Origin of the sequence: Sphingomonas sp. PWP1-2, assembly GCF_049898305.1 — a bacterium.
In the GTDB taxonomy this organism is placed as follows: Bacteria; Pseudomonadota; Alphaproteobacteria; order Sphingomonadales; family Sphingomonadaceae; genus Sphingomonas; species Sphingomonas glacialis.
In genome coordinates, this window is sequence record NZ_JAFCXM010000003.1 from 181,732 (window position 1) to 206,823 (window position 25,092).

Here is a 25,092-nt window from a genome sequence, read left to right on the forward strand (position 1 = left end):
GAATGGCGACGATCTTGGCGAGCGATGTGGGGCCGGACGTGCCGGTGACGCCGAGCCGCAAGGACATCCAGCTCATCATCACTGCCTCGTCGCTCGGCACGATCTTCGAATGGTATGATTTCTTCATCTACGGCACGCTTGCTGCCTCGGGGATCATCGGGCGGACCTTCTTTCCCGCGCAAAGCGAGCTGCTCCAGACGCTCTACGCCTGGGCGGGCTTTGCGGTCGGGTTCGGCTTTCGCCCGCTCGGCGCGATCCTGTTCGGCTTTCTCGGCGACAAGCTCGGGCGCAAATATACCTTCCTCGTCACGATCACGCTGATGGGCCTCGCCACCGCCGGAGTCGGCCTGGTGCCGAGCGCGGCGACGATCGGGCTCGCCGCGCCGTTCATCGTGATCGGACTGCGAATCCTGCAGGGGCTCGCGCTCGGCGGTGAATATGGCGGCGCGGCGATCTATGTCGCCGAGCATTCGCCACCCGGGCGGAGCGGCTATTTCACGAGCTTCATTCAAGCGAGTGTGGCTGGTGGATTCATCCTCAGCCTCGCCGTCGTGCTGCTGGCCAAGGCGGTGATGCCAGCGGGAATGTGGGACGCATGGGGCTGGCGCGTGCCGTTCGTGTTCTCGCTCGTGCTGCTCGGCGTGTCGCTGTGGATGCGGCTCAAACTGTCCGAAAGCCCGGTGTTCAAGCAAATGAAGGCGGCGGGCGAGACCGCGAAGAACCCCTTTACCGAAAGCTTCACCTATCCCGGCAACCTCAAGCGGCTGTTCGTCGCGCTGTTCGGCATCGCCGCCGGGCTGACGGTGATCTGGTACACCGCGATGTTCACCGTGCTGTCGTTCCTGCAAGGCACGATGCGCGTCCAGGAAACCGCCGCCCAGTTGATCGTCGGGTTCGGCGCGCTCGGCGGGCTTGGGTTCTTCGTGCTGTTCGGCTGGCTGTCGGACCGAGTCGGGCGAAAGACGCCGATCGTGATCGGCTATGCGCTGACGCTCGTGCTGCTCTTTCCGATCTTCTGGGTGATGGGCAGCGCCGCCAACCCCGAACTCGCGCATGCCGCCAAGCGCGCGCCCGTCGTCGTGTCGGGGCCTGCGTGCCAATACGACCTGTTTCCGGCCAAGCCGACCGAATGCCGCCGCTTGCTCGACTATCTGTCGAAAAAGGGCGTGCCGTATACCAAGGCGCACACCCCGGTGACGCTGGTGCTGATCGGCGGCGTGGGCGTCGACGATCTCAGCGATGCCGGGCTCGATGCCGCGCTCGCGAACGGCGGGTACGATCTGCGCCCGGTCGTGCCGTCGCCGGGCAATATCGTGCTGATCCTGCTCGCGATCCTTGCGCTCAGCGCGCTCGCCGGGATCACCTATGGCCCGGTCGCCGCCTTACTCTCCGAGATGTTCCCGCCGCGGATCCGCTACAGCTCGATGTCGATCCCCTATCATTTCGGCACCGGCTATTTCGGCGGCTTCCTGCCGCTGATCAGCCAGGTGATCGTCGCGCGCACGGGCAATCCCTATGCCGGGCTGTGGTACACGATCGCGGTGGTGGCGATGGCGCTGGTCGTCACGCTCTATGGCCTCGAGGAAAGCAAGCCGGGCCGGGCGAGCGCCGACTGAACGCCGGGCTGGCGCGTGCCTGCCGCGGCGGCTAACCGCTCTGGCATGACCGATGCTCCGCTCCGCCTCCGCCTCGACACCGCCGCGCTCGTCGCGAACTGGCGCGCGCTCGACGCGCTGAGCGGCGCGGCGGCGTGCGGCGCGGCGATCAAGGCCGATGGCTATGGCCTCGGCGCAGCGGGTGTCGCCGAGCGCCTGGCGGGGGCGGGATGCCGCGATTTCTTCGTCGCGAGCTGGGGCGAGGCCGAGCGCCTTGCCGGGCTCGGCTTCGACATCGCCGTGCTGCACGGCGTGCGCGCCGAGGACATGGCGGCCGCCACGAGCGGTATCGCGCGCCCGGTGCTCAATACCGCGGCGCACGTCGCGCGCTGGCGCGCGGGTGGCGGCGGGCGGTGCGACGTGATGGTCGATACCGGCATGAACCGGCTCGGCGTATCGATCGCCGAGGTCGCAAGCGGGCTGCTCGATGGCCTGGCGATCGACACGCTGATGAGCCATCTCGCCTGCGCCGACGAAGACAGCGCGATGAATGCGCGGCAGGCAGCGGCGTTGCGCGGGCTCGGCGGGCGCACCGCCGCACGGCGGCTGAGCCTCGCCAATTCGGCGGGAATCGCGCTTGGCGCCGACTATGCCTTCGACCTCACGCGACCCGGGCTTGCGCTCTACGGTGGCGTGCCACGCGGCGAACTGGCGGGCGTGGTCGGGCAAGTCGTCACGCCCGAAGCGCAGATCCTCCAGCGCCGTACCCTCCAGGCGGGCGATTCGATCGGCTATAATGCGCAGTTCACGGCCGCGGCTCCGCTCGAGGTGGCGATTCTCAATATCGGCTATGCCGACGGCTATTGGCGCGGGTTCAGTAATGCCGGCACCGCGCGCGCCGGTGCTGCCGCGCTGCCGGTAATCGGCCGCGTGTCGATGGACTTGACGGCGATCTCGGTCGCGGCGGCGCCGGAGCTCGGCGAGGGCGATTGGGTCGCGCTCGACTATGCGTTGCCGGCGGCAGCGGCCGCCTCGGGCATGTCGCAATATGAGCTGCTGACGGGGTTGGGGCAGCGGTTCGAAAGGCGCTGGACCGCATAAAAAAAGGGGCCGCGAAAGCGACCCCTTTTCCTCAGGTTGGATGTGTTTCGATCAGAATTTGAACTCGGCGCCCGCATAGAAGAAGCGGCCGGTGTTCGGATAGATCGCGTCGTTGCCCGTGCCCGTAAGATCGTACGGCGGCAGCTTGTTGGTGAGGTTGTCGACGCCGGCGTAGAAGCGGTACTTGTCGGTCGCGTTCACGCCCAGGCGAAGGCTGTGGTACACGATCGGGTTGTAGTACACGAACGGACGCGCGTCGGGGTTGGTCGGAGTCCGGCCCTGCGAAGTGAAGAACGTTTCATAGGAAAGCCCCGAAACGATCTGCTTGCCGACGTAGCGCGCATTGTAGTTCAGGTCGACCGGGCCCCATTTCCCGTTGATCGTGAACTGACCCTGCCACTTCGGATCGCCGAGCGTGCTGTCGATCCGGTCATAGCGGTTGGGTTCGGTGATGTAGGTGTATTGCAGGCGATCCATCACATAGCTGACCTGCAGGCGCAGATTGAGCTGCAGGTTGCTGCGGAACGCATGGACGTAGGCTGCGTCGAAATCGAGGCCGCGCGTTGCCAGCTTGGCGAAGTTGAACGGCTGGTTGATGAAGCCGTTGCCGTTGCCCGCCAGGCCGAAGGTGAACTGCGACGTGTCGATCGTGCGCGAGGTCTGGCCGTTGAAGGTCTGGTTGGTAACCGGATCGGTCGTCGTGCGGCGGAAGACGGCGGCGCAGAACGTGTTGTTGATGCCGCCCGGATCGTCATAGCAGCGGTTGATGATCGCCTGGCCGGTAAGGCCGGAGATCACGTTCTTCACGCGGATGTTGTAGTAGGTGACCTTGAAGTTGAGGCCGGGGATATAGTGCGGCGCATAGTTCATGCTGGTCGTGAAGCTCAGGCCGACTTCAGGCGAGAGGTTGGGGTTGCCCTGGTTCACACCGGCAACACCCGATGCCGACTGGTTGGTCCACGGCTTCACCAGAGTCGCGCCCGATGCGGGATCGACGAAGGTGATGCTGGTCGGGATACCGGCCGCCGCGCAGTTCTTCACGCGGTTCGGACCGGCGTTGATGTTGTTGCCCGAGTTGGTGCCACCCGCCTGGTCGCACGGATCGGTCAGGCCGTTGGCGAAGGTGGTCGCCGCGGTCGCATAGAGGTTGGACAGGTTCGGTGCGCGGACCGAGCGTGCCAAAGTCGCGTTGAAGGTCAGGTCGCGGACCGGCGAGTAGATCACACCGGCATTCCATGCGACGACCGAACCGACCGTGCCGCCGTAATCGGACACGCGGCCAGCGCCTTCGATCGTCAGTTCGCGGATGAGCGGCAAGTTGGCGAGGACCGGTAGGCGAAGCTCGCCATAGAGTTCCTTGATCTCGACCTTGTTCGGATCGAACGTCGCCGCCGGGTTGAGGAAGGTCGCGCCCGACGCGGTGACCGGATCCTGGCCCGAGAACGCATCCTCGCTACGATATTCGGCACCGATCGAGAAGCCGACCGGGCCGCCGGGCAGCTTGAAGAAGCCGCTCGAATCGCCCGAGAGGAATGCCGTTGCGTCGATTTCCTCGGCCCACTGGTTCCGCGTCGAGGTGTAGAGCGTGTAGTTGAGGGCGCGCTGGTCGAAGGCGCCCTGGCCGAACAGGTTCAACGGAACGCAGGCCGCGTCGTCGTTGGTCGTGCTGGCGTCGGCATTGACCGCGCAGACGATCTTCTGGCCGGTCGAATTGTTGACGAAGTTGCTCCCGGCATAGCCGGTCGGTGCGACAACCGCGTTCACCGCCTTGCCGTAGTTCGCGATCAGAACGTTGCCGCCCGTGCGATAGTAGTTTTCGGTGCGACCGTAGTTGCCGGCGATCTCGTAGTGGAGATTGCCCTTTTCGCTGATGTCACCCTGCACGCCGAGAACGGCGCGATAGGTCTGCCGCTTATGGAATTCGGCACGCGTCCCGAAATCGTTGTTGAAGCGGTTGAGCGTGAACGACGTGGCGCCCGGGGCGAGGATCGTCTGCAGCGTCGAGCGCGATGCGGCGGAGAGGAACGGGTTGTTGATGCTGAACGTCGAGGTCAGCGTACCACCCGTGAAGCTCGGCTGGGTCGATTGCTGCTCGACATCGACCTTGACGTAGGTCGCCTCGAGGAACGGCTTGAAGGCGGGCGAGAAATCACCGCTCAACATCAGGTTCGCAACATAGCGATCCTGGCTCGGCAGCAACATCGCATCTTCGACGCCCGTCGCGGTCAATCCGCGGAGAATCCCGCCGCCGATCGCGCGATTGTCGACAATGTTGCTGTCCTTCTGCAGCGAACCGTCGGGCTGGAACACGTAGTTGTACGCGAGCGGGGCGCCGGTCGGCGTGGTCTGCCCGGTGCAGATCGCGGCGCGCTGCGCGGCATTGGCCGTGGTCGCGGTGCCCGGGCAGGTCGTCACGACGGTACCGCCGATCGAGCGGTTGCCGAAGACGATGCCGCTCGACACGAACGAGGTGTTCGGAATGCCGTCGAAGTTGCGGTTCGGCGCGGTCGTGATCTGCGTCGTGATGAACCCGGGCGTTCCCGTGAACGCGCCCAGATAATCGCGATCGGCATAGAAGACCGAGTTTGCGCGCGTATATTCGCCCGACACGGTGAGGTTCACCCGGCCGTCGAGGAAGTTGTGGCCGGCGATGCCGCTGATCAGGTAGGTGCCGCGGTCGCCATAGGTGGTCGTGCCGCCCTGTGCGCGAATCCGCACGCCGTCATAGTTCTTGCGCAGCACGAAGTTGACGACGCCCGCGATCGCATCCGAACCGTAGATCGCCGAATTGCCGCCGGTGACGAGATCGACGCGTTCGACCAGATCGTACGGAATCGTGCTGACGTCGGGCGTGTAGCTGCCGGGAACGGCGGTCACGACGCGACGGCCGTTGACGAGCGTCAGCGTGCGCGCAGTACCGAGGCCGCGCAGATCGAGCAGGCTGAGGCCCGCGGTGCCGATGCTGCCGGTCGAGTTCGCCTGGCTGAAGGTCGAGCGGAGCTGCGGGAGCTGATTGAGCGCGTCGCCGAGCGAAACGTCGCCGCGCGCACCGAGCAGTTCGACCGCCGAAATTGCCGTAACCGGAACCGACTGGTCGAGCTTGCGGACCCGGATGCGCGAACCGGTGACGACGATATCTTCAGGGCCCTGGTTCGCCGCCGCAGCGTCGTCGGCAGCAAGCGAGCCTGGTGGTGTGGCAGGCGCCGGCTCGGGAGGTGCGGTTTGAGCGGCGGCAGGCAAAGCGATAACGAGCGACACGCCGGTAAGGGCGCTCGCCGACAACAGTCTGAGCTTCATCGATAGTTCCCCATTTCCGGGCGGCGGTTCCGCCTGCCCGGTTGGGGGTAACAAATAAGAAATGTAGGTCCGGCGCAACCCCTACATTTCACAAACCTGAACAAAAGCTGACAGTTTGTTAAACATGTGACCAAAGTGTCACATTCGTCATGCTTTCAAAAAAATTGTTGTCCCGGCGCAACGGTTTTTGGGTTTTACCGCTCGACGCAGACCGCAATCCCCATTCCGCCGCCAATACAAAGCGTTGCCAGACCCTTCCGAACATCGCGCTTGGCCATCTCGTACAGCAGCGTCGTCAGCACGCGCGCGCCCGAGGCGCCGATCGGGTGGCCGATCGCGATCGCACCGCCGTTGACGTTGACGCGCTCGGGATCCCAGCCGAGTTCCTTGCCGACCGACAGCGCCTGCGCGGCAAACGCTTCGTTCGCTTCGATCAGGTCGACATCGCCAATGCTCCAGCCGGCCTTTTCGAGCGCGCGGCGAGTCGCGGGGACGGGGCCGATCCCCATGATCGACGGATCGACCCCGGCCGACGCCCAGCTCGCGATCCGTGCGAGGATCGGGCTCCCACGCGTCTCGGCCTCGGCGCGCGTCATCAGCACGAGCGCGGCGGCGCCGTCGTTGAGGCCGCTCGCGTTCGCCGCGGTGACGGTGCCGTCCTTCTTGAACGCCGGGCGCAGGCCGGCAACGCTCTCGAGCGTCGCCCCGGCGCGGATATATTCGTCGTCCGCGACGATCGTGTCGCCCTTGCGGCCCTTGATCGTGACGGGCGCGATCTCGTCGCGGAAGCGGCCGGCGGTACGCGCGGCTTCGGCGAGGTTCTGCGAGCGGACCGCGAACACGTCCTGTGCCTCGCGCGAGATCTGGTACTGCTCGGCGAGATTCTCGGCAGTGATGCCCATGTGATAGTTGTTGAACACGTCGGTCAGCCCGTCGCTGATCATCGTGTCGATTAGCGTGACATTGCCCATCTTGGTACCGCCGCGCAGGTTCTGTGCGTGCGCGCTGAGCGACATCGATTCCTGCCCGCCCGCGACCATGATGCGCGCATCGCCGCACGCGATCGACTGCGCCGCCAGCGCCACCGCGCGCAAGCCCGAACCGCACACCTGGTTGACACCCCAGGCAGGGATTTCCTTGGGTACGCCCGCGGCCATCGCCGCCTGGCGCGCCGGGTTCTGCCCCTGGCCGGCAGTGAGCACTTGGCCGAGGATGACCTCGGAGACTTCGTCACCCGCAACGCCGGCCTGCGCGAGCGCCGCCTCTATCGCGATCCGGCCGAGCTCGTGCGCCGGCGTCGCGGCGAACGCGCCGAGGAAGCTGCCGACGGGCGTGCGCTTGGCGGCGGTGATGACGATGTCCTGCATGGCTCTGCTCCGGCGGTAAGGTGTGGCCGCTATCTAGCCGGGGAACACGCGTTTAACCACCCCGCGAGCGGCTCCCACAGCTGCGCGCGGGCGCCGCTGCCGACGATCATCCCGACATGACCCGCACCGAGATCATGGCGATTGGCGAGATCGGCGGCGGTGGCGGCGGGCACGATACGGTCGTTGCGCGAGACGAAGTCGACGCTCGGGCAGTGCAGCGCCGTGGGGGTGATCGTCGTGCCCGTGATCCGCCAGGCGCCGCTGCCGGGCACGTCTTGCGCGATACAATCCTCGAACAGTTGTCGTCCGGCGGCATAGGGCAGGGGGGCGCCGCCATTCGTCCAATCCTCCATCGCGATGAAGCGCTGCGCCGCGGCGCTGTCGGGGTCGAGCGCGGCGAACGACTCGTATTTGGCGACCGTCCGCGCCGGGTCGAGCCGCCAGAAGCCCGCTTGCAGCACTTCCATCGGCACGAGCCCCATCGCCTCGCACGCGGGTTTGGCCGACGCCCATAAGCCCGCCATATCGGCGCGCGCCGCCTCGCCGAAGCCAGCGAAATGCCACGGTGCGGCGATTAGCGCCAATCCCGCGACTTCGGCGAGGCAGGCGGCGGCGAGCGCCAGCGTGCCGCCGAGGCAATAGCCGACGAGGATCGGCGGCGAGTCGAACTTGGCGATCAGCGGCAGCAGCACGCGCGTGACATGCGCGTCGAGATCGAGCGCGCGCCCCGCCGGGGCTTGCGTCCCCCAGTCGAGCAGGAAGGGGCGGTGCCCTTGCGCGGCCAGCCAGCGCAGCAACGAGACGTCGGGCAGCAAATCGAGGATGTGCGGCGGATTGATCAGCGACGGTACGAACACGATCGCGCGCCCGGTCGCGCCCTTCGCGCCGTAATCGCGCAGCCGTGCTTTCCCTTTTCGGTAGCGCGCCGGCATCGGCTTGCGCACGCGACCGCGCGGCGCGTCCTGATACCCGCGCAGTCCCGCCAGTGCTGCGACGCGGCGATCGGGTTCGGTCGCGGTCTCGGCAAGCAGCATTTCGAGGAATAAGGGTAGCGGACGCGGGCCGTGTTGCGATGCGGTAATAATTGGTGGTAGGTTCTGGCCAAACATTCGTCGGGGAGCCCTTCTGCATGAAAAAGACCATTCCGGGCGACGGCCCGGTGACGATCAAGAAGTATGCGAACCGCCGGCTCTACAATACCGAGACGTCTTCCTACATCACCCTCGAACATCTCGCCGCGATGACGCGCGAGGGGCGCGACTTCAAGGTGCTCGACGCGAAGACCGAAGAAGACATCACGCACAACATCCTTACCCAGATCATCATGGAAGAGGAACAGCGCGGCCAGACGATGCTGCCGGTCAACTTCCTGCGCCAGCTGATCGCGATGTACGGCGATTCGATGCAGGCGATGGTGCCGGGCTATCTCGAGGCGTCGATGGACAGCTTCCGCCACAACCAACAGCAGTTCAAGTCGGCGGTCGAGGGGGCTTTCGCGCAGTCGCCCTTCGCCAACACCCCGTTCGCCGAGATCGCCAAGCAGAATTTGGCGATGTTCGAGGCGGCGACCGCGGCGTTCAAGCCCGGCGCGGTGCCCGGTGGCGCGGCGAAGCCTGCCCCGGCTGCCGCGATGAGCAAGGATGACGAGATCGCCGCGCTCAAGGCCGAGCTCGGCCGGTTGAACGAGAAGATCGAGAAGCTCGGCGACTGATCCGGCGATGGGGTGGTGGATCGGTGCGGCGGGTGCGATGCTCGTCGCGGTGTGGGCAGGTGTCGCCGACTGGCGGCGGCAGCGGCGCGACGACCTCGACGCGGTCGGCTGGGTCGACTGGCGCACCCTCCACATCCTCGCGCTGGTGGCGACAGCGCTTTGTGCGGCGCTGGCGTGGCGCGGGTGAGGGGATGTCTTATTGTGGCGGGGAGCGGACATTGCTGCAACGACAGTCGAGGCGAAAGTTCCTGCAACCTGTCCGTCATTCCCGCGTAGGCGGGAATCCATTAGCACCGTCCGTCCTGTACCGCGCCGGCAGGCAGTATGGATCCCCGCCTACGCGGGGATGACGGGAGGGGGCCAGCGCCCTATTTGATAGCGGCCGCAACGCACCTGCCTGAACGGCCGAATTGGTGGTTAGCTGCCGTCGTCGTCCTCGTAAAAGGTATGGCCTCGGTTGTCCGGTTTCACCAATTTGTAGAATGGAGCCGCGCGGATTTCATCGACACTTAGCGTCAGGAGCGCGTCGCCGTTAGACAACCAGGCGCCCCCTCTGTTGAGATTTGAGCGAACGCGCCCAAAGGCAATTTCGGCTGCACGCCGCTCGTCGGCGGCAAGCACGTAGCGATGGCAATAAAACCCATCCGGCTGTGATAGGTCATCACTTGGTGGCGCGACGGTCCACTGCAACGTGCCGTGAACTAAAACGTAGTAGCATTGCATTCGCCATCAATCAGGCGATCCGGCAATCTCCGCAAGTGGTCGATTTTTGCCGCGCAGCTTTTGCGCTTGGCGCAGGTTCACGGCGCGGCGCGCAACACCGTTATCCTTCCTTTTCGTGCCTTCGTGTGAGTCACCTTCTTCTTCCTTCTGCCTCAGAAGAAGAGGAGTTTCCAGACAACGGCACAAAGCGCTCCACCCGCCGCTCTTGCGAGCAACGGCCAGCTTCGCGCAGCCTCAGAGGCACGCCTCGAGATACGCCTGGTCGAACCCGAACGTCCGCGCCTTTTCCAACGTGTAGGGACGCAGACCCATCGACCGATATTCGCCGATGATCTTCCCGTCGGCCGATTCGTCGAGATATTCGAACTTGAACAGCTCCTGCGTGACGATCACCGGGCCTTCCATGCCGATCACCTCGGTGACGTTGGTCACACGGCGCGAGCCGTCGCGCAGACGCTTCACCTGGATGATCATCTCGACCGAATCGGCGATCTGGCGCGAGATCGCCTCCTTCGGGACCTTGATGTCGGACATCATCACCATGTTCTCCATACGCGCGAGCGCCTCGCGCGGAGAGTTGGCGTGGAGCGTACACATCGATCCGTCGTGACCGGTGTTCATGGCAGCGAGCATGTCGAAACACTCGGACCCACGGATTTCGCCGAGGATGATGCGATCCGGGCGCATACGCAGTGCGTTCTTGACGAGATCGCGGATGCTGATCTCGCCCTGGCCCTCGAGGTTGGCTGGGCGCGTTTCGAGCGGGAGCCAGTGCGGCTGCTGCAGGCGAAGTTCGGCCGCATCCTCGATCGTCAGCACGCGTTCGCCGGGGTCGATCATCTTCGACAGCGCGTTGAGCATCGTCGTCTTGCCCGAGCCGGTACCGCCGGAGATGACGACGTTGAAGCGGCACGCGCCGGCGATCTTCAGTGCGGTCGCCATCTTCGGGCTCATCGAGCCGAAGCCCGCCATCATGTCGAGCGTGATCGGTTTCGCCGAGAATTTACGAATCGAGATCGCGGTGCCGCGCAAGCTCAGCGGCGGGACGATCACGTTGACGCGGCTGCCGTCCTTGAGGCGGGCGTCGGCGAGCGGCGTGGTCTGGTCGACGCGACGGCCGACCGAGTTGCAGATGCGCTGCGCGATCTGGAAGAGATGTTCCTCGTCGCGGAACTGGATCTGCGCGAGCTCGAGCTTGCCCTTGCGCTCGACATAAGTCTGCTCGGGGCCGTTGACCATGATGTCGGTGATGTTCGGATCGGCGAGCAATTCTTCCAACGGCCCGAGCCCGAGCAGTTCGTCGACCAGCACCTTTTCGAGCGCGAATTGCTCGCGCCGGTTGAGTGTCAGTTTCAGTTCGGCGAGCACTTCGCCGATGATCGGACGGAATTCCTCGGCGAGCTCGTCCTTGTCGAGCGTCGCCGCCGCCTCGGGATCGACGCGTTCGAGCAAGCGCGGGAGGACCTGCTCCTTGATCTTGTGGATCGAGCTTTCGAAGCCTTCGACCTTCGAGCTGCCCGATTCGCCCGACAGCGCCTGCCGGTCGGCAAGGCGCTGCATCGCGTCCTGCTGCGTACCGGGCATCGTGCCGAGCGGCTCGGGGTCGAGGCCACCGGGCAGCGGCGGGAACTGTTCGCCCGCGCCGGGAGCCGATTCGCCATCAGCCGGACGCGAACCACCGCCCTGCATCGGGCGTGCCACGCCGAACGCGGGTCTCGCGCTCGCGCCCGCCATGCCAGGTCGACGCCCAAATGCACTCATGCCGCCAGTTTCCTCATGCTTGGCAACAAGCGTTAGGCGAGAGTGTTTGACATTTTCCTAACCAAACCGCGCGCTCGGGTGGCGCGGACCGCTAAAACGAAAAGGGCACCGTCATCATGACGATGACAGTGCCCGATCGCGGGAGAGCGTAAACCTTAAGCGGTACGCTCGGCGAGTACCGTGAGGCCAGTCGCGCTGACTTCGGCGAAACCGCCTTCGATCGCGATCAGCTCGGGCTCGCCCTTTTCGGTGCGATAGACCGACAGCGCGCCGTCGCGGATCGTCGACATGACGGGCGCATGGCCCTCGAGCACGCCGAAATCGCCCTCGGTGCCGGGGACGACGACCATGTAGACCTCTTCCGACCGGACGAGCTTTTCGGGAGTGACGAGTTCGAAGTGCAGCATGTCTTGTCCTTCTCCAGGCCCTCTCCCGCTTTCGCGGGAGAGGCTACGGAGACTTGGTCCGCCTTCTTCAGGCGGGCCTAGTCGAAGTCGGTGGGGGTCTTCTTCTTGTCCGGGGCGCGGCGAAGAAAAAGATCCTCACCCAACCCTCTCCCGCGAAGGCGGGAGAGGGCTAGTAGGGAAGAAGCCTTAGGCTTCCTTGGCCATCTTCTCGGCCTTGGCGATCACTTCGTCGATGCCGCCGACCATGTAGAAGGCGCTCTCGGGCAGGTGATCGTACTCGCCGTCGACGACTGCCTTGAACGACTTCACGGTATCCTCGACCTGGACGAACTTGCCGCTGATGCCGGTGAAGACCTCGGCGACGTGGAACGGCTGGCTGAGGAAGCGCTGGATCTTGCGAGCGCGCGACACGGTCGACTTATCTTCTTCCGACAGCTCGTCCATGCCGAGAATGGCGATGATGTCCTGGAGCGACTTGTAGCGCTGCAGCGTCTCCTGAACGCGGCGGGCGGTGTCGTAATGCTCCTGGCCGACGATCGCCGGGGTCAGCACGCGGCTGGTCGAGTCGAGCGGATCGACCGCCGGGTAGATGCCCAGCTCCGAAATCGCGCGGTTGAGGTTGGTCGTCGCGTCCAGATGGGCGAACGAGGTTGCCGGCGCCGGATCGGTAAGATCGTCTGCCGGAACGTAGATCGCCTGCACCGAGGTGATCGAGCCCTTGTTGGTCGACGTGATGCGCTCCTGCAGCGCGCCCATGTCGGTCGACAGCGTCGGCTGATAGCCCACCGCCGACGGGATACGGCCGAGCAGTGCCGACACTTCCGAACCCGCCTGCGTGAAGCGGAAGATGTTGTCGACGAAGAACAGCACGTCCTGGCCTTCGACGTCGCGGAAATATTCGGCGATCGTCAGGCCCGAGAGCGCAACGCGTGCACGCGCGCCTGGCGGCTCGTTCATCTGGCCGAACACGAGCGCGACCTTCGAACCTTCGGGCGTCGGGTTGCCATCGGCATCCTTGGCGATAACGCCCGCGTCGAGGAACTCGTGGTACAGATCGTTACCCTCGCGGGTACGCTCGCCGACGCCCGCGAACACCGAGGTGCCGCCGTGGCCCTTGGCGATGTTGTTGATCAGTTCCTGGATGAGCACGGTCTTGCCGACGCCGGCGCCGCCGAACAGGCCGATCTTGCCGCCCTTTGCATATGGCGCGAGCAGATCGATGACCTTGATGCCGGTGACGAGAATCGCGCTCTCGGTCGACTGGTCGACGAACAGCGGGGCAGGGGCGTGGATCGGCATCGTCTCGGTGTGGCCGACCGGACCACGCTCGTCGATCGGCTCGCCGATGACGTTGAGGATGCGGCCGAGCGTCTGCGGGCCGACGGGGACGCGGATCTGCGAGCCGGTGTCGGTGACTTCCTGGCCGCGGGTCAGGCCCTCGGTCGAGTCCATCGCGATCGTGCGGACGGTGTTCTCACCGAGATGCTGCGCGACTTCGAGCACGAGGCGGTTGCCGTTGTTCGACGTCTCGAGCGCGTTGAGAATCGCGGGAAGGCGATCCTGCTCGAAGGTCACGTCGACGACGGCGCCGATGACTTGGCTGATACGGCCAACGCTGTTCGTAAGCGCCGGGGCGAGTGTGTCTGGGGCGGTTGCCATGATGCTTTCCTCGTATCGACTACTTGAGCGCTTCGGCGCCGGAGATGATTTCCACCAGCTCGGTGGTGATCGCGGCCTGGCGGCTGCGGTTGTACTGGATCGTCAGGCGATTGATCATGTCGCCGGCATTGCGCGTCGCATTGTCCATCGCGGTCATGCGGCTGCCCTGCTCCGACGCGGCATTCTCGAGCAATGCGCCGAAAATCTGGATCGCGATGTTGCGCGGCAGCAGCGCGGCGAGGATCGATTCCTCGTCGGGCTCATATTCGACCGCGGCGGTCGCCGACGATGCGGCGACGTCGTTCGCGGCCGACGGCAGCGCGACCGGAATGATCTGGCGGCCGACCGGCTCCTGCACCAGCGCCGACTGGAAGCGGGCGTAGAACAGATGCGCGATGTCGAACTCGCCGGCCTCGTAGCGCGCGATCAGATCGTCGGTGATCGCCTTGGCGTCGGCGAAGGCGACGGTCTTGATGTGGCTCATTTCATGATCGGCGAGGATCTGCGTCGGGAAGAAGCGCTTGATCACGCGGCCCTTCTTGCCGGCGACGTAGAACTTCACCGTCTTGCCGGCACGCTCGAGCTCTTCGGCCTTGCGGCGCGCCGCACGGACGATGTTCGAGTTGAACGCACCTGCGAGACCGCGCTCCGAGGTCGCGATCACCAGCAGATGGACCTGGTCCTTGCCGGTGCCGGCGAGCAGCTTGGGGCTCGATTCGCTGACGGTCACCTTCGACGCGAGGCTCGCCATCACTTGCTCGAGGCGCAGCGCGTACGGGCGTGCGGCAATCGCCGCTTCCTGCGCGCGGCGCAGCTTGGCAGCGGCGACCATCTTCATCGCCTTGGTGATCTTCTGCGTCGACTTCACCGAGCCGATGCGGATCTTGAGGGCTTTAAGCGAGGCCATTCTAGTCCTTCTTATCCGCTCCCGCGTGCGGGAGAGGCTACGGAGACTTGGGTCGCGTCCTTCACGCGGCCCTAGTCGAAGTCGGTGAGGGTCTTCTGCTTGTCGGGCGTCGACGAGAAGAAGACCCTCACCCAACCCTCTCCCGCGAAAGCGGGAGAGGGCTAGGCATTACGCAAACGTCTTCGAAAACGCACCGAGCGCGGTCTTCAGCGCTTCGGTCGTCTCCTTCGACAGGTCGCGCTTGTCGCGAATGTCGGTGAGGAGAGCGGCGTGGCTGCTGCGCATCTCGGTGAGCATCGCCTGCTCGTAGCGGACGACCGCGTTGACCGGGACGGTATCGAGGAAACCGTTGGTGCCAGCGAAGATCGACACGGTCTGCTCTTCGAACGGCATCGGCGCGAACTGCGCCTGCTTGAGCAGCTCGGTCAGACGCGCGCCGCGGTTGAGCAGCTTCTGCGTAGAGGCATCGAGGTCCGAGCCGAACTGCGCGAACGCCGCCATTTCGCGATACTGCGCGAGCTCGAGCTTGATCGAGCCCGACACCTTCTTCATCGCCTTGGTCTGTGCCGCCGAGCCGACGCGCGACACCGACAGGCCAACGTTAATGGCGGGACGGATGCCCGCGAAGAACAGGTCGGTCTCGAGGAAGATCTGGCCGTCGGTGATCGAGATCACGTTGGTCGGGATGTAGGCCGACACGTCGCCCGCCTGCGTTTCGATGATCGGCAGCGCGGTGAGCGAGCCGCCCCCGTTGGCGTCGTTCATCTTGGCCGCGCGCTCGAGCAGGCGGCTGTGGAGATAGAACACGTCGCCGGGATAGGCTTCGCGGCCCGGCGGGCGGCGCAGCAGCAGCGACATCTGGCGGTAGGCGACGGCCTGCTTCGAGAGATCGTCATAGACGATGACGGCATGCATGCCGTTGTCGCGGAAATATTCGCCCATCGCGCAGCCGGTGTACGGTGCGAGGAACTGCAGCGGGGCAGGGTCCGACGCGGTTGCCGCAACGACGATCGAGTAATCCATCGCGCCCTGCTCGGTCAGCGTGCGGACGAGCTGTGCGACGGTCGAGCGCTTCTGGCCGACGGCGACGTAGATGCAATAGAGCTTCTTCGACTCGTCGTCGCCCTGATGCGCCGCCTTCTGGTTGATAAAGGTGTCGATCGCGACCGCCGACTTGCCGGTCTGGCGATCGCCGATGATCAGCTCGCGCTGGCCACGGCCGACGGGAACGAGCGCGTCGATCGCCTTGAGGCCGGTCTGGACCGGCTCGTTGACCGAGGTGCGCGGGATGATGCCCGGTGCCTTGACTTCGACGCGGCTGCGCTGCGTCGTCTCGATCGGGCCCTTGCCGTCGATCGGGTTGCCGAGGCCATCGACGACGCGGCCGAGCAGGCCCTTGCCGACGGGGACGTCGACGATCGTGCCGGTGCGCTTGACGACGTCACCTTCCTTGATCTGCGAGTCCGACCCGAAGATCACGACGCCGACATTGTCGGCCTCGAGGTTGAGCGCCATGCCCTGCACGCCGTTCGAGAATTCGACCATCTCGCCCGCCTGGACGTTGTCGAGCCCGAAGATGCGCGCGATGCCGTCACCGACGCTGAGCACCTGGCCGGTTTCCGAAACCTGCGCTTCGGTGCCGAAATTGGCGATCTGGTCCTTGATGACCTTCGAGATTTCTGCGGCGCGGATATCCATGACTTAACCTTTCATCGCGTGCGCGAGAGCATTGAGACGAGTGCGAATCGAGCTGTCGATCCGCTGCGAGCCGATCTGGACGACCAGACCGCCGAGGAGGGTGGGGTCGACCGAGAGATCGACCGAAACGTCGGTGCCGATGCGGGTGCGCAGCTGCTGCTTGAGCGCCTCGACCTGCTCTTCGGTGAGCGGATGCGCCGAGGTCACTTCCGCGGTCGTCTCGCCGCGGTGGCGCGCGGCCAGATCGCGGAAGGCGCGGATGATCGCCGGGAGCTGCGACAGACGCCGGTTGTCGGCGAGCACGCCGAGGAACTTCGCCGTCGTATCGTCGACGTCGATCATCTCCGCGGCCGACGCGACGGCCTTGGCCGCCTGCTGGCGCGAGACGACCGGGCTTCCGATCAGCTGTGCGAACTCGCTCGACTGCGCGATCGCGGCGCGGACGCGGCCGAGGCTCGCTTCGACGGCGTCGATCGATTTGGTGTCACGCGCGAGCTCGAACAAAGCGGTGGCATAGCGGCCGCTTAAGCTTGCTTGAATACCGCCGGATGCTTCCACGCGATTGAGGTCCTCTTGGGCACGAATGGTGGCCCCATGCAAAAAGAGGGCGCTGGGGAATGCGCCTTCAGATGGGATGGCGAGCGGTTAGCATCGGCTCGGGTCGCTTGCAAGCCATGCGCACCAAGCGGCCCTATTGCAGCAAGAACTCGCGTCTTTCACGCAACTGTAACATTCGCTTAACCATTGCTTGGCAGCTTCGAGACCATAGCGTCGGACATGAAACGAATCGCTTTCGCTCCGAAGGTCCCCCTGCTCGATCGCTGGATCGGCCGTTTTGCCACGCGCTGGGATGCCGGCGGGCGCAACGTGCGTATCCAGCTGCGGCGCATCGTCGCGGCGTTGCTGGCAATCCAGGCTTTGCTCGCGCTTGCGCTGGTCGGCACCACCGCCGCGACCAGCCACCGCGTCAACGTGCTCGTGCTCGACCGCTTGTATCCGATCGGCGAGCTGCAGCGTGTCAATGCGAGCTACGCCAATGCCTTGCTGACGGCGAACAAGGTGCGCAGCGGCAATCTCTCGGCGGCGGGCGCGATCGCCACGATCCAGGCGACGCGTGCCGAGATCGCAACCAACTGGAGCGCGTTCACGCACCACCATCTCGATACGCGGCGGGCGAGCCAGGTCGCGCACGTAGAATCCGCGCGCCACGATGCCGATGCCGCGCTCGATACGCTCCACGACCTGTTGCGCGCCAAACGGATCGACCAACTCGACTTTTTCGTCAGCGGCCCGCTTTATGCCGCGATCGATCCGCTGACCGCGTCGAGCACGACGCTGATGACCGATCTGCGTGCCGACGCAGCGCGCGAGCGAGCCGCGCTCGATGCCGGGTTCCTCCAGGTCTTTCTGCTCGTCGCCTTCGTCACCGCAGCGGCGCTGATGGTGGCGGTATGGGGAATGCGGATGCTGACGCTGCGAGTCGTTCGCCCGCTCGCGCTGATCGCCGAGGCGACGCGCGACATCACGCTCGAGCGCGCCGATGCGCCGATCCCCGCGCTCGACCGCAGCGACGAGATCGGCGACATCGCGCGCGCGCTGGTGTTTGCGCGGCAGCGCTCGGCCGATGCGCGCCGGCTGAGCGAGGAAGCGCGTCGGACCGCCGACGCGCTCTACGCCAACGAGCGGCGCGAGGACGCCGCGCGCGCGAAACGCGCCGCGCATCTCGACGCGCTGTTCGAAGTGTTCGAGCGGACCGCCGGGATCTCGGTGCGCCAGCTCGCCTCGACCGGCCCGGCGCTGCGCGAAACCGCCGCGGCGATGTCGAGCGAAGCGGGGACGACCGAGAAGCATGCGATGGCGACTGCTGCGCTGACCGAGCAAAGCGCGAACAATGCCCGCACGATCACGCAATCGGCGACCGCGCTTGCCGGCGCGATCGAGCGGATCAGCCGTGCGGCGAACGAATCGCGCGCTGGTGTGGCGACGGTGCGCGAGCGCACGCTCGAAGGGCGCGGGCACGCCGAATCGATGGGGCGCTGGTGGCCGAGATCGCCGCCGTGCTCGACATGATCGCCGCGGTCGCTGGGCAGACCAATCTGCTCGCCTTGAACGCGACGATCGAGGCGGCGCGCGCGGGCGAGGCGGGGCGCGGCTTCGCGGTCGTCGCCGAGGAAGTGAAGGGCCTCGCCCGCCAGACGCAGACCGCCGCCGGGCGGATCGAGGCGCGGCTCGCCGCCGTGCGCACCGCGAGCGACACCGTACTCGCGACGATCGAATCGGTCGACGGGCTGGTCGCCGAGCTCGATCAGTCGTCGGCCAATGTCGCGCACGCGGTCGATCAGCAGCGGGGCATGACGCAAGCGATCGCCTATGCCATCGCCGAGGTCGAGGACGGCACCGCCGACGCCGCCGCCAACATGCAGACGCTGCGCGAACGCGCGCAGCGCTCGCGCCAGACGTCGGACGACGTGACGCGCACCGCCGAGGATGTCGCGGGGAGCGTCGAGCGGCTGCGCGGGCAGATCAACCAGCTGATGGCTGACGTCCGCGCCGCCTGATCGCGCTTCCGTGCACGCCGCAATGTTGCTAGCGGCGCGGTCGCGGGGGCGACAGCGACGGAGAGTAGAATGACCGGCCAGATGCAGCAGATGACGATGTCCGACGGCGCCCAGATCGGCGTCTATCACGCGCAGCCGAGCGGCGCGCGCAAGGGCGGGCTGGTGCTGGTCCAGGAGATTTTCGGCGTCACCGCGCACATTCGCGACCTCTGCGATGGGTACGCTGCCGATGGCTATGAAGTGCTCGCGCCCGCGATCTTCGACCGCGAGCATCCCGGCTTCGAGGCCGATCACGATGCCGAGGGCATGGCGCAGGGCATCAAGCTCGCGCGCGAAGTCCATCCGTTCGACCTCAGCCTCGCCGACGTCCAGACCTGCGTCGATACGCTCGCCAAGGACGGCCCGGTGTTCGTCGTCGGCTATTGCTATGGCGGTTCGGTCGCGTGGTTCGCGGCGACGCGGATGCACAATGTCGCGGCGGCCTCGGCCTATTACGGCAGCATGGTCCCCGCCGCCGCCGACGAGGAGCCCAAGGTTCCCGTGATCCTCCATTTCGGGCGCGAGGATCAGGGCATCCCGATGGAGGGCGTCGAAAAGGTCATCGCCAAGGATTGGCCCAACGCGACGGTCTATGTCTACGAAGCGGGCCACGGCTTCAACTCGGACCGCCGCGAAGCCTATGACGCCGAGAGCGCCAAGCGCGCCAAAGAACGCACGCTCGAGCTGTTCGCCGCCAATGCGGGCTGACGCTGCGCTTTGAGCGCAAGCGCCGGGATGGCGCGGTACGGGGCGGCGGGTACATAAGACCGCATGACCATGCCGCGCCTCCCGCTCGACCCTGACGCCGCGTGGCGCGCCTTTGAGGCGCGCGACCGGCATTCCGATGGCCGCTTCGTCGGCGCGGTGAAGACCACCGGAATCTATTGCAAGCCGAGCTGCCCGGCGCGGCGCCCCAAGCGCGAGAATATGGATTTCTACCGCACGCCCGAGGACGCCCAGGCGGCGGGCTTCCGCGCGTGTCTGCGCTGCACCCCCGACGCGGTCGGGCGCGACCGGATCGCGGTGGCGCAAGCCATCGCGCTGATCGAGGCGGCCGACGAACTGGTCGCGCTCGACACGATCGCGGCGTGCGTCGGCTATGCCCCGCACCATTTCCACCGGCTGTTCAAGCGCGCGACGGGCGTGACGCCTGCCGCCTATGCGCGCGGCCTGATGGCGCAGCGCGCAGCGCGTGCGCTGAGCGAGGAGAGCACCGTGACCGCAGCGCTGTACGAGGCCGGCTATTCGGCACCGAGTCGCTTTTATGAAGGCGGCGCCAAGCGCCTCGGCATGAGTCCGAGCGCGTGGCAGCGCGGTGGCGAGGGGGTGACGATCCGCTGGATCCTCGCCGAGACCTCGCTCGGGCCGATGCTCGTCGCGGCGACCGACAAGGGGCTGTGCCGCGTCTCGTTCGACGAGGACGAGGGCGCGTTGCGCGCGCGCTTCCCGCATGCCGAGATCGTCCCCGGCGGCGCGGCGCTCGCCGATCTCGCCGCGCGCGTCGTCGCCAGCGTCGAATCGCCCGAGCGCGACCAGGACCTGCCGCTCGACGTCCGCGGGACGGCGTTCCAGGAGGCGATCTGGCAGGCGCTGCGCGAAATCCCCTTGGGCGAGACACGCAGCTATGCCGAACTCGCCGCCGCCGCGGGCACCCCCAAGGCCGTTCGCGCGGCGGGGAGCGCGTGCGGCGCCAACCCCGTGTCGATCGTCGTGCCATGCCACCGCGCCCAGCGCAGCGACGGGACGCTCGGCGGCTATGCTTACGGGATCGACCGCAAGGTCGCGCTGCGCGATCGCGAGGGCGTAGCGTAGACGCTCCGCGCCTTTACTCGACGGGCACTGCGGACGCGGGCGGCCCGCCGGACTGCGCCGCCTCGCACTGATAGACGATCTTCTCGTTCGGCCGTGCGGGCAGGCTCGTGCGGATCGCGGCCTGTTGCGAAGCGAGGTTGGCGCGTCCGGCCTCGTCGGGCGAGCACGCCTTGAGCGTCACTTGCGCGCGGATTTTCCGGATATCGTCCATCTGGTCGGACCCGAGGAAATAGCGCGTCGTCACATAGCTGCGCGTCGCCGGATCGAACTGCAGCACCGATACCGTCTGCTCCTGTGCGGGCACCAGGATGCGATCCCATTTGCTGCCATTCTCGGCATATTGCGTGCGGCCGTTCATGCAGCCCGCCTTGCCCCAGTCGATCACCGTATCGGTCGTTGCCGAGGAGACGACGCGGCTGCGCTCGGGCACCAGGTGGCACACCAGCTTGCCGAGCGGCGCGCGCGACGACATCGGCGCGACGGGTGAGTCGATCTTCGCGGTTTCGCTGGGAGTGGCTAGCATCGGCGTCCCCGTTGGGCGCAGCAGGAAGAGCACGACCGCCCCCGCCATCATCAGCGCGCCGACCCCCCATGCCCAGATCGCCCCGCGCCGCAGCGCCTGCGCATCGAGCAGCCCGCCCGCGCCGATCGCCATCGCGCCGAGCACGAGCAGCAGCGTCGCGATCGCCATCACGTTCTCGCGGTGCCGATCGGCGGCGTCGCGCGCCGCGATCCAGGCGGCATCGCGCGCGACCAGCGCCTTGCCGGCGGCATCGCGCCGCGCGCCGTCGGCGAGCGCGGCGGCCTTGGCCTCGGCCTGCGCGTCAACCTTGTCGATATCGGCGATGCTGGTGCACGGCGTGCCGACCGCGGCATAGGGTTGCTTGGCGCGGATCAGGAAGGCGGTGAGCTCGCTATTGGCGATCGCGAAGCCGAAGCTCGAATCGCCTTCCTCGCCGCGCGTGATCGCCGAATTGACACCGATCACGCGCCCGCACGGATCGAGCAAAGGCCCGCCCGAATTGCCGCGCGCGATCTGCGCGGTGTGGAGCAAAACGGCGGTCCCCGACATCTGCCGCCGCCCCGAAAACACGCCTTCGGACCGGATCGGCGAGAGGGGGTGAATGTAATCGACTGCCGATTTCGCGGTCGCCATGTCGACATTGCCGGGATAGCCGAGCGCGGTGACCATGCTCCCCTCGTCGACCGGCCCGGTGTATATTGCGGTGGTGGGGATCGGCTTGCCGGTAAATTCGATCAGCGCGAGGTCGTGGACGGTATCGAGCGCGATGACCTTGCCCTGATAGCTTTTCGAGCCCTCCGACGGCACGATGCCGATCACGACATTGCCGGGATAGCGCGCGAGCAGTTCGACGACATGCGCGTTGGTGACGATCCGGTTGGGCGCGACCGCGAAACCGCTGCCGTGCCCGAAGCCGACGACTTCATCATCGACGATCGCGATCGTCACGACGCGCACCACCCCGCGCGCAGTGGCGGAGATATCGTCGGCGCGTGCCGGTGCTGACGAGAGCAGTGCCGTTGCCAGCACCGCGATGACCATCGCCCAAGACCGCAGGAGGCAAAGGGCAAGGCTCTGGCGCGACGCGGCGCGACGGCCGCTGTCGGCGGGGAAGACGGAGGGCAGGCAGGACATGGCAACGATTCTGACAGGATAGCGCCGCGCGGGACAGGGGAAAGTGCGTGTCCGAGGCATTCACGCGCTGGCCCGAGCCCGGGGGCGTGCCTTCAGCCAACACGGCGCCGACCGGCCAGCGTCACGCCAGCGACGGGGAGCACGATCCGGTATGCCGGACATATGCAGCCGGAAAATCCGGTCGCGAAAAGCCGCTACGAGGCCAGGATGCAGCTGTTCTTGGTCAGGGGAATCGCTGCTTCATACTGTAAAAGACCGGACAGGATTTTGCGAGCGAGGCAGCTTACGCCGTAGCGTGAGAGAGGTTTCGAAAGTTCGTCATGCTCGTCGATCGACGCTTTCCTGTCCCGGACGATGAGGCGTCCCGGCTCGACGCCCTGAAACGCTATGCGATCCTCGATACCGCGCCCGAGCCCGTGTTGAACGATGTCGTACGGATCGCGCAACGCGTGTTCAGCGTGCCGTCGAGCGCGGTGTCGTTCGTCGACGACGACCGGCAATGGTTGAAGGCGCGGCGCGGAATCGATTTTGCCGAGACCCGGCGCGAGGACGCCTTCTGCGCGCATACGATCCTGTCGAACGCGCCGATGGTCGTCCCCGACGCGATGGTCGATCCGCGCTTCAACGAAAATGCACTGGTGGTGCACGCGCCGCACATCCGGTTCTACGCTGGCGCGCCGCTGACGACGCCGGGCGGTTTCAACATCGGCACGGTCTGCATCACCGATTCGGTCCCACGCGCGGATTTTTGCGCGCGCGAGCGGCGGCAATTGGCCGCGCTGGCGACGGTGGCGATGGCGGAACTCGATCGCCGCGCTCCGCCGGGCGACCAGCGCGGCTTGCTGCGCCACGGCGTCGCGCTGCACGGCTCGGTGAGCGGCTACGGGATCGTCCAGACGCTGGTCGAGATCGCCAACATTTCCACGCGCGGCGCGCTGATCCGCGGCAGCCTGCCGCCGCTGCAGCACCAGGGCGGCCTGATCCTGACGATCGGCAACACGGTCGTCGTCACGACGGTCGCCTGGTGCCGCAACGACACCGCCGGCCTCGCCTTCCAGAACCCGATCGACCCGATCCTGCTCGCCTGGATGAACGACCGCATCCTGGCCGGCGACCGGCGGCCCGTCGCGGCGGGCGAGCGGGCGCCGATCGCCGTGCCGCCGCCGCTGGCGTGAGTCGATCGCGTCTCGGCGTGCGTCAGCTTCCCGCCGGTTGAGCTGCCGTGGCACCCCCCGCGCGGCGCTTCTCGAGCCGCTCGAGCATCTCGCGCGCGGTCTCTTCCTTGGCCCCCGCGCCGGCGAGCCGGTATTTCACCGACATCTTGTCGTCGCGCGCCTTGTCCTTGGCGCTCTGTTCGCCGCTCGCGCGTGTCCTGAAGGCCAGCGGCCGGATCGTATCGATGGCATCGTCGAGCATGTCGCGGGCTTCGAAATCGGACGCGACCATCCGCCGCAGCTCGGCGTTCTCCGGCATCGTGTCGAAGGCGGCGAGCAAGCCGTTCTGCGCCCCCGCAGGCGGCAGCACGCCTTGTGCGGTAAAGCTCTCATAATAGGCCTTGAGGATGCGGGGCGTGTGCGGCGCAAGCCGGTTGGCGGCGAGGATCGACTGGCGTGCGGCGGTCCAGCGTGCCGGATCGGTGACCTTGGCGACACGCAGTCCCTCCACATCGAGCATTCCCTGGAACATCAGCGCGCGCGGATCCTGCGGCGCGACCTTCAGCCAATGCGCGACGGTGGCGCGCGCCGCATCGTGATGCTGGACGAGCATTTGCGCATCGCTTAGCACCGCGAGCGCCGACGGATCATCGGGATAGGAGGCCACGACGCTGCCGAGTCGCTGTTCGAAATCGGCGAAATTGGCAGCGGGGACACCCGCGCTCAGCCGGATCTGGAAGGGGACGAGCGCGCTTTGCGCGGGGCTCAGGGTCTGAACCGTGACCGGGCCGGGATCGAGCTTCTTGAACGGCAGATCGAGCACCTGGTGGTTTCGCACCGCCGCATAGTCGCGCAATTCCGCATCGAGCGCCGCAACATTGCCGAACGCCTTGGTCGCCGCGGCCTCGAAGCTGCTGCCGTCGTTGATCGCCTTGAGATAGGCGGTCAGCTGGCCGGGCCGCTTCTGCGTCGTCGAGAGATAGTGCACGAGCAGCCAGCCCTCGGCATAAAGCAGATAGACGTTGGTCACATCGCTGTACCGGCGGGCCGAGAGGACTTGCGAGATGGGTATCCAGGCGTTGTCGTTCAGCGACTTGTAGCGGTTCTCGAGCGGGATTCCGACCGTCGTTACATCCTTTGCGCCGATCTTGGTCGTGCCGTAATAGTCGGCAAAGCCCTCGATATACCAAGTCGGGTAGGCGCCCGAAAAGTTGTGGAACATGAACTGGTGCGCCAGTTCGTGGAACAGCACGACCTGCGCGAACGAGCCGTCATCCCCTTCGATCCCGGCGCGCGGCATGACGGTGTACGATCCGCGAATGTCGTCGTCATAATAGCCTGCGACGCCGCTGCTGGGGAACGGCATCGTGTCTTGCACCGCAGTCTGGCTGGGTACCATGAAGACTCGGATCGGAGTCGTATTCGGGGTCGTCTTGGCGCCGGAGATGACCCGCAGCACGTTCTCATACTTTTCGAGCCGCTCCGCCAGCGCGCGCGCGCTCGTTTCGCTCCCCTCGGTATAGACGATGAAATTGGTCGAAGTGGCCGTCCGCCACGTCGCGCCGGCAGCGCTCGACGTGGCTGCCAACAGCGCCACACATACCCATTTCCGTACCATGTTTCAGCCCCCGCCAAATGTCGCCGAC

Annotated in this window: 21 protein-coding genes; 9 read left to right on the forward strand and 12 right to left on the reverse strand. The window is 66.2% G+C overall.

Annotated elements, in window-relative coordinates; all coding sequences use genetic code 11:
• The first annotated feature begins 2 nt into the window (after positions 1 to 2).
• Together ACP7C5_RS09295 and ACP7C5_RS09300 are read left to right on the forward strand one after the other, a co-directional pair.
• Complete coding sequence (locus ACP7C5_RS09295; RefSeq protein WP_426264024.1) at positions 3 to 1,616, forward strand: MFS transporter; 1,614 nt, start codon at positions 3 to 5, stop codon at positions 1,614 to 1,616.
• A gap of 45 nt (positions 1,617 to 1,661) precedes the next feature.
• On the forward strand, positions 1,662 to 2,696 hold the full coding sequence (locus tag ACP7C5_RS09300) for an alanine racemase (protein ID WP_426264025.1): 1,035 nt from the start codon (positions 1,662 to 1,664) through the stop codon (positions 2,694 to 2,696).
• A 51-nt stretch (positions 2,697 to 2,747) separates the two neighbouring features.
• Here the strand turns inward: ACP7C5_RS09300 and ACP7C5_RS09305 are convergent, their stop codons facing one another.
• The 3 genes from ACP7C5_RS09305 to ACP7C5_RS09315 all read right to left on the reverse strand — a co-directional run bounded on the left by ACP7C5_RS09305 (position 2,748) and on the right by ACP7C5_RS09315 (position 8,469).
• Complete coding sequence (locus ACP7C5_RS09305) at positions 2,748 to 5,993, reverse strand: TonB-dependent receptor domain-containing protein (RefSeq protein ID WP_133186343.1); 3,246 nt, start codon at positions 5,991 to 5,993, stop codon at positions 2,748 to 2,750.
• A 194-nt stretch (positions 5,994 to 6,187) separates the two neighbouring features.
• A complete protein-coding gene (locus tag ACP7C5_RS09310; protein ID WP_426264026.1) occupies positions 6,188 to 7,360 on the reverse strand; it encodes an acetyl-CoA C-acetyltransferase in 1,173 nt (390 codons plus the stop codon).
• 29 nt (positions 7,361 to 7,389) lie between these two features.
• Positions 7,390 to 8,469, reverse strand: a complete 1,080-nt coding sequence (locus ACP7C5_RS09315; RefSeq protein WP_426264027.1) for an alpha/beta fold hydrolase — start codon at positions 8,467 to 8,469, stop codon at positions 7,390 to 7,392.
• A gap of 20 nt (positions 8,470 to 8,489) precedes the next feature.
• On the opposite strand from ACP7C5_RS09315, the gene phaR reads away from it, so the two are divergent.
• On the forward strand, positions 8,490 to 9,071 hold the full coding sequence (phaR, locus tag ACP7C5_RS09320) for a polyhydroxyalkanoate synthesis repressor PhaR (RefSeq protein WP_426264028.1): 582 nt from the start codon (positions 8,490 to 8,492) through the stop codon (positions 9,069 to 9,071).
• Positions 9,072 to 9,078: 7 nt separating this feature from the next.
• Positions 9,079 to 9,258 (forward strand): hypothetical protein, encoded by a 180-nt coding sequence (locus ACP7C5_RS09325; protein ID WP_426264029.1) that lies wholly within the window; start codon positions 9,079 to 9,081, stop codon positions 9,256 to 9,258.
• 230 nt (positions 9,259 to 9,488) lie between these two features.
• Here ACP7C5_RS09325 and ACP7C5_RS09330 read toward each other — a convergent pair whose 3' ends face one another.
• The 7 genes from ACP7C5_RS09330 to ACP7C5_RS09360 all read right to left on the reverse strand — a co-directional run bounded on the left by ACP7C5_RS09330 (position 9,489) and on the right by ACP7C5_RS09360 (position 16,784).
• Entirely contained in the window at positions 9,489 to 9,794 is a 306-nt protein-coding gene (locus ACP7C5_RS09330) for a hypothetical protein (RefSeq protein WP_426264030.1), read from the reverse strand.
• Positions 9,795 to 10,028: 234 nt separating this feature from the next.
• Positions 10,029 to 11,555 carry a CpaF family protein gene (locus tag ACP7C5_RS09335; protein WP_189675867.1) on the reverse strand — a complete coding sequence of 509 codons (1,527 nt, stop codon included), beginning with the start codon at positions 11,553 to 11,555 and terminating at the stop codon, positions 10,029 to 10,031.
• Positions 11,556 to 11,710: 155 nt separating this feature from the next.
• A complete protein-coding gene (locus tag ACP7C5_RS09340) occupies positions 11,711 to 11,962 on the reverse strand; it encodes an ATP synthase F1 subunit epsilon (RefSeq protein WP_426264031.1) in 252 nt (83 codons plus the stop codon).
• Positions 11,963 to 12,148: 186 nt separating this feature from the next.
• Positions 12,149 to 13,621: a F0F1 ATP synthase subunit beta gene (atpD, locus tag ACP7C5_RS09345; protein ID WP_133186355.1), complete on the reverse strand. Its 1,473-nt coding sequence runs from the start codon at positions 13,619 to 13,621 to the stop codon at positions 12,149 to 12,151.
• 19 nt (positions 13,622 to 13,640) lie between these two features.
• Positions 13,641 to 14,528 carry a F0F1 ATP synthase subunit gamma gene (locus ACP7C5_RS09350; protein ID WP_133186357.1) on the reverse strand — a complete coding sequence of 296 codons (888 nt, stop codon included), beginning with the start codon at positions 14,526 to 14,528 and terminating at the stop codon, positions 13,641 to 13,643.
• Between the two features lie 168 nt (positions 14,529 to 14,696).
• Entirely contained in the window at positions 14,697 to 16,226 is a 1,530-nt protein-coding gene (gene atpA, locus ACP7C5_RS09355) for a F0F1 ATP synthase subunit alpha (protein WP_426264032.1), read from the reverse strand.
• A gap of 3 nt (positions 16,227 to 16,229) precedes the next feature.
• Positions 16,230 to 16,784, reverse strand: a complete 555-nt coding sequence (locus ACP7C5_RS09360; protein WP_133186361.1) for a F0F1 ATP synthase subunit delta — start codon at positions 16,782 to 16,784, stop codon at positions 16,230 to 16,232.
• A 219-nt stretch (positions 16,785 to 17,003) separates the two neighbouring features.
• Here ACP7C5_RS09360 and ACP7C5_RS09365 point away from each other — a divergent pair, with 219 nt between their 5' ends.
• From ACP7C5_RS09365 to ada, 4 genes are all read left to right on the forward strand, one after another.
• Positions 17,004 to 18,296, forward strand: a complete 1,293-nt coding sequence (locus ACP7C5_RS09365; RefSeq protein WP_426264033.1) for a HAMP domain-containing protein — start codon at positions 17,004 to 17,006, stop codon at positions 18,294 to 18,296.
• Entirely contained in the window at positions 18,266 to 18,784 is a 519-nt protein-coding gene (locus ACP7C5_RS09370; RefSeq protein WP_426264034.1) for a methyl-accepting chemotaxis protein, read from the forward strand. The genes ACP7C5_RS09365 and ACP7C5_RS09370 overlap by 31 nt, the downstream gene beginning before the upstream one ends.
• Positions 18,785 to 18,853: 69 nt before the next feature.
• Positions 18,854 to 19,531, forward strand: a complete 678-nt coding sequence (locus ACP7C5_RS09375; protein WP_426264035.1) for a dienelactone hydrolase family protein — start codon at positions 18,854 to 18,856, stop codon at positions 19,529 to 19,531.
• Positions 19,532 to 19,594: 63 nt separating this feature from the next.
• Positions 19,595 to 20,635 (forward strand): bifunctional DNA-binding transcriptional regulator/O6-methylguanine-DNA methyltransferase Ada, encoded by a 1,041-nt coding sequence (gene ada, locus ACP7C5_RS09380; protein ID WP_426264036.1) that lies wholly within the window; start codon positions 19,595 to 19,597, stop codon positions 20,633 to 20,635.
• Positions 20,636 to 20,648: 13 nt separating this feature from the next.
• On the opposite strand, the gene ACP7C5_RS09385 is transcribed toward ada, so the two are convergent.
• Entirely contained in the window at positions 20,649 to 22,199 is a 1,551-nt protein-coding gene (locus ACP7C5_RS09385) for a S1C family serine protease (protein ID WP_426264273.1), read from the reverse strand.
• A 413-nt stretch (positions 22,200 to 22,612) separates the two neighbouring features.
• Between ACP7C5_RS09385 and ACP7C5_RS09390 the strand changes: the two genes are divergently transcribed.
• Positions 22,613 to 23,467 (forward strand): GAF domain-containing protein, encoded by an 855-nt coding sequence (locus ACP7C5_RS09390; RefSeq protein WP_426264037.1) that lies wholly within the window; start codon positions 22,613 to 22,615, stop codon positions 23,465 to 23,467.
• Between the two features lie 22 nt (positions 23,468 to 23,489).
• Here ACP7C5_RS09390 and ACP7C5_RS09395 read toward each other — a convergent pair whose 3' ends face one another.
• Complete coding sequence (locus tag ACP7C5_RS09395) at positions 23,490 to 25,043, reverse strand: peptidase MA family metallohydrolase (RefSeq protein ID WP_426264038.1); 1,554 nt, start codon at positions 25,041 to 25,043, stop codon at positions 23,490 to 23,492.
• Positions 25,044 to 25,092: the final 49 nt, after the last annotated feature.